Consider the following 7675-nt stretch of genomic DNA (forward strand, 5'->3'; position numbering starts at 1 on the left):
GCGATATCGTTTATGCGGCACTAAAACAGTACGACGCGACGCTTGATAGCGCTGAGAGTTTTGTATTGCTTGAGAGCGATGCCGGACATACTTATGTGGCGCAGTCAGGTCTGATTGGTCAAAATGGCATCGATACCGCTGAAGGTCGTGCTACTTATACCAGCCCACGCAGCAGCTATGAATTAAATGGCGCAGGTACGCTACAAGTGCCTTTGGTACACCAAAAAGATGGCGTAACCATCACCAAGACCTATACCTTTAAGGCGGGTGAATACCCAATTAATCTAAGCTATAACATCAATAACACCTCTGCTGCTGCTTGGCAGGGTCAGATGTATGCACAGCTAAAGCGTGACAACAGTGTTGATCCTGGTGTTGAAGATAAAGGCATGATGCGCATGGCGACCTACCTAGGTGGTGCTTGGGGTACGCCCGATGATCCTTATAACAAATTAAAATTTGGCAACTTCAATGACGGCGAGCTTAACGTCATAAGTCGTGATGGTTGGGTGGCGATCATCCAGCACTATTTCGTGTCAGCGTGGACGCCAGGCGAGTTTGATGGTCACTTCTACAGCCGCACCATTGGTAATGATCACTTTATCGGTTTTAACAGCCCTGTGGTTAATGTGGCTGCTGGTAAACAAATCACGCTAGATGCGACGCTATACGCAGGTCCTAAAGTTCAAAAAGAGCTAGAACCTGTAGCGACCGGACTTGAAAAAACTGTCGATTATGGTGTGTTTTGGCCGATTTCTAAGCCGTTATTTATGGTGCTAGAAGCACTGTATAAGATCCTTGGAAACTGGGGTTGGGCGATTGTTGGTTTGACAATATTGGTTAAAATCGCACTGTTCTGGTTATCTAATAAGAGCTACATGTCTATGGCAAAAATGCGTGCCATTGCACCAAAGCTACAAGCGCTTAAAGACAAGCACGGCGATGACCGCATGGCGATGAGCCAAGAGATGATGCAGCTTTATCGTGATGAGAAAGTAAATCCGATGGCCGGCTGTTTGCCAATTCTGATTCAGATGCCGATTTTCCTTGGGCTATATTGGTGCTTGGTTGAGAGTGTTGAGCTTCGTCACGCGCCTTGGATTCTATGGATTAAAGACTTGTCTGCGATGGATCCTTGGTTTATTTTACCAATCATCATGGCGGGCACCATGTTCGTTCAGCAGCTACTAAACCCGCAGCCGACAGATCCGATGCAGGCCAAGATGATGAAGATCATGCCGCTTGTGTTTGCAGTGTTCATGCTGTTCTTCCCAGCAGGTTTGGTGCTTTATTGGACAGTGAACAACTTGTTCAGCATGGCGCATCAGCACTGGGTAAATAAGCGTGTTGAAAAACAAATGCAGGCACGCGCATAACTATCCCATTAAACCCAAAAAAATCCCGTCAAGTTGGCGGGATTTTTTGTTGGGTGGAATTTGTCGATATTGTAAAGCGACTTGTTAAGTAGTAGATTGTTCTATAACTTTTCTGCCAAAAGTGCTACAATAAAAGGTTATCAAAAAATAATTTTAGTAAATTTATGACTATCACCCAAATCATTCAAAACCCTACGATTGCAGCCATCGCCACCCCCATTGGTCAAGGCGGTGTTGGTGTCATTCGCTTATCAGGCAAAGATGCTTATGAGATCGGTTGTAAGATCAGCCAAAAGACATCTTTGACGCCACGTCATGCGCATTTTACTAAGTTCATGGGTGATACAGGTGTGATTGATGAAGGGGTGGTGATTTATTTTAAGGCGCCGCATTCTTTTACTGGTGAGGATGTGGTAGAGATTCAGGGGCATGGCGGTGTTGTGCTTCAAAATCTTCTTCTTGCACGCTGTTTTGAGCTCGGTGCACGTCAGGCAACTGCTGGTGAATTTTCCATGCGTGCCTTTGATAATGATAAGATTGACCTTGTGCAAGCTGAGGCGATCAGTGATGCCATTAGTGCAACCAGCATTGCCCAAGCTACCAGCGCTATTCGTTCTTTGTCGGGTGAATTTTCTAATAAAATCAATGACCTGCTGGATAAATTAACCAACCTGCGATTATACGTTGAAGCGAGCATTGATTTTCCAGATGAAGAAGATGTGGATTTCTTATCAGATGGCGTGATTAAAGCTAAGATTGACGAGATTTTGGCGAAATTGGATGAGATTTTGGCCACAGCCCATCAAGGACAGCTGCTTCGTGATGGTGTACATGTGGTGCTGGCAGGTAAGCCTAATGCGGGTAAATCAAGTCTCTTGAATCGACTGGCGGGTACTGAGCGCGCAATCGTAACCGACATTGCGGGGACAACTCGTGATACCTTAGAAGAGCAGTTAAATTTAGACGGACTTACTGTACATTTGACAGATACTGCAGGACTTAGACAAACCGATGATAAAGTGGAGCAGATTGGTATTCACCGCGCCAAAGAAGCCATTCATCGCGCTGATATTCTCTTGATGGTGTACGACGTGACCGCGGAGAATGATCCCGTGGCGCTCGCAAAATCGCTGTTCGAGGCAGAAGATTTTGAGACTTTAAATAAGAAGCTCATCATGGTGGCAAATAAATCTGATTTATTGAACAATGTTTCACGTGAAACAGACGCTACTAATGTCTTATATGAGAACTTAATCAATGTTTCATGTGAAACTGGTGAAGGTATCGATCATTTGATTGAATATTTGAAGCAAAAAGTTGGTTTTCACCCACCAGAAAACAGCCTAATTGCCCGTACGCGCCATATTGATGCGCTAAAACGCGCCAAGGCTCATATTATCGAAGCTAAAGAGCAGCTGACAGTATACTTTGCCGGTGAATTGGTAGCGGAGAGTTTAAGGTCATCACAGCAGGCGCTAGGCGAGATTACAGGTCAGATGAGCGCCGATGAGCTGCTTGGTAAGATTTTTTCCAGTTTTTGTATTGGTAAGTAATGCAATCGGATAATAAAGGAGTGATGGATGTATTGCCCTTATTGTAATGCGCTAGACACCAAGGTGATCGATTCTAGGCTGGCGGCCGAAGGCGCTCAAGTGCGTAGACGTCGCCAATGCACAGAATGTGGTGAGAGGTTTACCACCTTTGAAGTGGTGGAGGTTGTCATGCCGCGCATCATTAAGGCGAATGGTCGCATCGAACCTTATGATCAGAACAAATTAAGGCGTTCTATTTCACTGCCATTACAAAAACGCCCTGTCACCAGCGATGAGATTGATGCCACCATTGGGCGTGTCGAACATAAGCTACGTAACATGGGTGAGCGTGAGATCTCTAGTAAGATGGTGGGCGAAGTGGTCATGTCTGAGTTGAAAGGTTTGGATGATGTGGCTTATGTGAGATTTGCCAGTATTTATCGAGATTTTCAAGACATTGCGGCATTTCAAGCTGAGCTTGCCAGTATTCATGCTGGTGTAGAAGTTATGGGGAAATAGCTTCATGACCCAGTTATCTTACGATAAAAATTACACTTCTGAAGATGTGTATTATATGAATCTTGCCATTGCAGAGGCGAAAAAAGGTAGTTTTACTACAAAACCAAATCCTGCAGTAGGCTGCGTTATTGTTAAGGATAATTTAATAATTGGAACGGGTTTTCATCCTAAGGCTGGCATGCCGCATGCCGAAGTTTATGCACTAAGAGATGTGGAATCTAAAGGTATCGATGTCTCAGGAGCGACAGCTTATGTGACATTAGAACCCTGCAGTCACACTGGTAGAACACCGCCGTGTGCTGAAGCATTGGTAAAAGCTAAGGTAGCGCGCGTGGTTGTCGCTACTCTAGACGCTAACCCTCTCGTATCTGGTAATGGCATCAAGAGACTTACACAAGCAGGTATTTTAGTTACGGTTGGTGTGTGTGAAGATGAAGCTAAAGCATTAAATAAAGGCTTCTTGACCGCCATGGCAACTAAGAAACCTTATGTACGCTTAAAAATGGCAATGAGCCTAGATGGTAAAATTGCCATGAGTGGCGGTGAATCTAAATGGATTACTGGTGTAGAAGCGCGAGAAGATGTTCAAAAACTCCGTGCAAAAAGTGGTGCCATCATCACAGGTTCTGGTACAGTTATCGCAGATGATCCATCTTTAAATGTGCGCTCCAAGATGCTGGGGATTGCTGTAGATGAGATAATTCAGCCCAAGATAGTGGTCGTTGATAGAAGTTCCAAACTTGATTATTGCGATCATTATCAAGTATTTAAAGATAAAAATACCCTGTTGTGGCGAGACGACCTTGAGACGTTGCTTGATGTATTGGTAAACCAGCATCAGTGCCATGATGTTCTGGTAGAGTCAGGAAGTGTATTGGCAGGCGCTTTTATTGACAAAGGGCTGGTAGATGAACTTATTATCTATCAAGCACCTTGTATTTTAGGCAACACCGCAAAAACAGCTTTTGAATTTACGTTGGAAACATTAGCATCACAAAAAAGATTTAATTTAATAGAGTATCAAAAAATCGGTAGTGATCTAAAATTAGTATTCCAAAAGATATGATCTAAGCAGTAAGGGGCATAAGTTATCCACAGACTAAAATAGATGATTTGAATCATGGTTTTTACCAAATACACGGATAAATATCCTTGTGGATAACTTTATTAAATTAATCATATATTTATCTCATTATTTTCAATAAATATATGATTTTACTAATGTTCCATGTGAAACATTGATCTAGTGGTGATTACTATTTATTCAATATTTGTTTGTGGATAACTTTTATTGTCTTTACAATATAATTGCCCAATTATCTAAGTATTTAAATGTTATCCACAGTCTTTTTATCATCAGTGTAGTTCGATAATCTGATGGCTTTGTGATTAAATAATTTGATGAGTTATATCAATTAAATATTTATATTAAATATTATTAATAATCTAAGAAATAGAATGTAGAGACAAAGTATGTTCACAGGTATCATAGAGACGACAGGCACGCTGACCGCCATTACGCCCACGGGAGGCGATGTACGATTGACGATTACTGCCCCTGATTTGGATTTTGGCGATGTCAAATTGGGCGACTCCATTGCGTCCAACGGCATTTGCTTGACGGTGGTGGCGATAGACGGCAACAGCTATGCGGTAGATGTTTCACGTGAAACATTAGCCATTTCTGCCCTAAATGTCTGGAAAGTAGGCGACACGCTCAACCTAGAAAAAGCCATGCTCCCAACCACACGTTTTGGCGGGCATATCGTGGCAGGTCATGTGGACGGCGTGGGTAAAATCGCCAAAATCGCCAAAGACGCACGATCGGTCTATATCGAAGTCGCCCTACCGATCGATCTGATGAAATACACCGCTGACAAAGGCTCAATCACGGTGGACGGCATTAGTCTGACGACCAACCGCATAAAACCGTCTGAAAATATCGTCTGCCTAAATATCATTCCGCACACTGCCGAGATGACTAATATCGCACGGCATTGGACAGTGGGGCGAGAGGTGAATATAGAAGTGGATTTGGTGGCACGGTATTTGGAGCGACTTATCGGAGCAAAAACCGACACGCCACAAAGCAACATTACCGAAGAGTTGTTGATAAAAAGTGGGTTTTTTAAATAAAAATCGACAGTTGTCCAATCTATCATTGGGTAATTACCCAGCATACATAAAGGCAAAAAATGAACAATAAATTAAGAGTAATTTTCGCAGGTACACCAGAATTTGCCAAAATCGCCTTGCAAGCCCTAATTGACCGCCAAGACGAGCTAAATCTTGACATTGTGGCGGTCTATACTCAGCCTGATAGGAAAGCTGGACGTGGGCAAAAATTAACCGCCAGTCCTGTTAAAGAATTGGCAGTCGCCCACAATATCCCTGTGGAACAGCCGATAAGTTTTAGCTTAAAGCATGAAAACGGACAGGTTTCACGTGAAACACTTGCCAATTATCGCCCTGATGTGATGATTGTTTGTGCGTACGGTTTGATTTTGCCGCTTGGCGTGCTAAATACCCCGACCTATGGTTGCCTAAACATTCACGGCTCGCTACTGCCTAGGTGGCGTGGGGCGGCTCCCATTCATCGCTCAATTTTGGCAGGCGATACGACCACGGGCATTACGATAATGCAGATGAATCAAGGGCTTGACACGGGCGATATGCTCTACAAGCTCCCTTGCGACATTACCGACACCGACACGACCCAAACGCTTCATGACAAATTGGCGGATTTGGGCGGTGTGGCGATGATAACCGTGCTAAAAGAGTTGGCGACTTTTCAAGCCAGTGCCGAGCCACAAGACGACAGTCTTGCCAATTATGCTGAAAAAGTAAGCACCGATGAAGGGCAAATTAACTGGCAAAATTCTGCCTACCATATCAACCGCCAAATCCGTGCGTTAAATGCGTTTGCTTTTTTAAATGGTGAGCGTATCAAGGTGCTAGAATGCACGCCCATAAAGCCTGACCAAACCACGACCGAGACGGCAGGTAAGATTGTGAGTGTGGGGCGAAAGGCGGTGCTGGTGGCGTGCGGTGCTGATGAAAATGGCGATAAGCATTTGATAAATATCACAAAAATGCAATGGGCAGGGGGTAAGCCTTTGACTGCCGAACAAATTGCGGTGGGCGATAAATTAAAAGATGGACAAGTTTTTGATTGGGTAATGAGATGAATGCAATCAGTGTATATTATGACGGCTGGCAAATGGACTGTTGTGGTGAGCCGTTTAAAATAGGCGATATGGTTCAATGGGATTGCGTAAAATCTAATAATGATTTTTTAGTTCAAGCGGATTATTACTATGAAGCTCACGATGATACTGATTTGGTGATTGCAGGTAAAGTGATTGAGATTTATGGGATAAAGTGTCAATATGAAAAAAGAGACAATGGCGTATTATACCCTATCAGTTATCATAAAACTCCAATCCCATAAGCCAAAGAATTTATGCCCGATGAAGTGGCAGAAAGTGGCTTTTTAGTTGTATTAAACGATGTTGCGATTAAATAAAAATGATGAATAAAAATTTACCCGTCCGAGCCAATATTATTTTAACCCTTGAAAAAATCAATCAAGGGCAGTCCTTGGCATTATTATTGGACGATTTATTAACTGCCGTCAAAGATAATGAAAAAGGCTTCGCCCACGAATTATTATTAGGCACGCTTCGCCATTGGCACGCCATTAGTCGCATTGGCGAGAGTTTGATAAAACAGCCCCCAACCGATATTGGCATTACTTGTGCGTTAAATATGGGTTTGTACGAACTTTTATATATGAACACGCCCGATTATGCCATTATCAACGAAACATTAAATGCGGTCAAATCGTTAAATAAAAATTATGGCGTGGGACTCATTAACGCCATATTACGAAAAGTGGCGGACAAAAAAGAAAAATTCGCCAAAAAGGTCAATAAAAATCACAGCCTGCCTAATTGGCTTGCCAAAGAATTCAAGCAAGATTGGGGCGAGTATTATGAAAGTTTGGGGCAAAATTTGCGAAAGCCTGCTCCGATATTTTTGCGTGTGAATGGCAAATTTAGCACGCTTACATATTATGCCAATCTGCTAAATTCTGCCAATATCGCTCACGAAATCCTACCGCTTGGCGTGGCAGATGAGCGTGTGATTAAGCTGACCACTTCGCAAAAAGTGCAATCCTTGCCCCATTTTCAAGACGGCTTTGTGAGTGTGCAAGACCGTCATGCACAGCTTTGCGGGCATATTTTA

8 protein-coding genes are annotated in these 7675 nt (G+C 43.2%); all 8 read left to right on the forward strand.

All coding sequences use genetic code 11. The annotated features are described in order from the left end of the window. Nucleotides 1–1376 (forward strand): membrane protein insertase YidC (gene yidC, locus GY683_RS07050; protein WP_297288061.1); only part of this gene is annotated, 1376 nt, incomplete at its 5' end. Between the two features lie 164 nt (nucleotides 1377–1540). Next, nucleotides 1541–2929, forward strand: a complete 1389-nt coding sequence (mnmE, locus tag GY683_RS07055) for a tRNA uridine-5-carboxymethylaminomethyl(34) synthesis GTPase MnmE (protein WP_297288062.1) — start codon at nucleotides 1541–1543, stop codon at nucleotides 2927–2929. Between the two features lie 27 nt (nucleotides 2930–2956). Beyond that, entirely contained in the window at nucleotides 2957–3427 is a 471-nt protein-coding gene (nrdR, locus tag GY683_RS07060) for a transcriptional regulator NrdR (RefSeq protein ID WP_297288063.1), read from the forward strand. A 4-nt stretch (nucleotides 3428–3431) separates the two neighbouring features. Further along, entirely contained in the window at nucleotides 3432–4493 is a 1062-nt protein-coding gene (ribD, locus tag GY683_RS07065; RefSeq protein ID WP_297288064.1) for a bifunctional diaminohydroxyphosphoribosylaminopyrimidine deaminase/5-amino-6-(5-phosphoribosylamino)uracil reductase RibD, read from the forward strand. A gap of 407 nt (nucleotides 4494–4900) precedes the next feature. After that, complete coding sequence (locus tag GY683_RS07070) at nucleotides 4901–5563, forward strand: riboflavin synthase (protein ID WP_297288065.1); 663 nt, start codon at nucleotides 4901–4903, stop codon at nucleotides 5561–5563. 59 nt (nucleotides 5564–5622) lie between these two features. Beyond that, nucleotides 5623–6615, forward strand: a complete 993-nt coding sequence (fmt, locus tag GY683_RS07075; RefSeq protein ID WP_297288066.1) for a methionyl-tRNA formyltransferase — start codon at nucleotides 5623–5625, stop codon at nucleotides 6613–6615. Then, nucleotides 6612–6878 (forward strand): DUF6578 domain-containing protein, encoded by a 267-nt coding sequence (locus GY683_RS07080; protein ID WP_297288067.1) that lies wholly within the window; start codon nucleotides 6612–6614, stop codon nucleotides 6876–6878. The genes fmt and GY683_RS07080 overlap by 4 nt, the downstream gene beginning before the upstream one ends. A gap of 80 nt (nucleotides 6879–6958) precedes the next feature. Continuing rightward, nucleotides 6959–7675 (forward strand): transcription antitermination factor NusB (locus GY683_RS07085; RefSeq protein ID WP_297288068.1); only part of this gene is annotated, 717 nt, incomplete at its 3' end.

The sequence above is a fragment of the Moraxella sp. genome, assembly GCF_024227015.1.
In the GTDB taxonomy this organism is placed as follows: domain Bacteria; phylum Pseudomonadota; class Gammaproteobacteria; order Pseudomonadales; family Moraxellaceae; genus Moraxella.

Coding starts and splice junctions, on each gene's coding strand:
- mnmE (WP_297288062.1), top strand. CDS start 1,541: ATGACTATCACCCAAATCATTCAAAACCCTACGATTGCAGCCATCGCC.
- nrdR (WP_297288063.1), top strand. CDS start 2,957: ATGTATTGCCCTTATTGTAATGCGCTAGACACCAAGGTGATCGATTCT.
- ribD (WP_297288064.1), top strand. CDS start 3,432: ATGACCCAGTTATCTTACGATAAAAATTACACTTCTGAAGATGTGTAT.
- GY683_RS07070 (WP_297288065.1), top strand. CDS start 4,901: ATGTTCACAGGTATCATAGAGACGACAGGCACGCTGACCGCCATTACG.
- fmt (WP_297288066.1), top strand. CDS start 5,623: ATGAACAATAAATTAAGAGTAATTTTCGCAGGTACACCAGAATTTGCC.
- GY683_RS07080 (WP_297288067.1), top strand. CDS start 6,612: ATGAATGCAATCAGTGTATATTATGACGGCTGGCAAATGGACTGTTGT.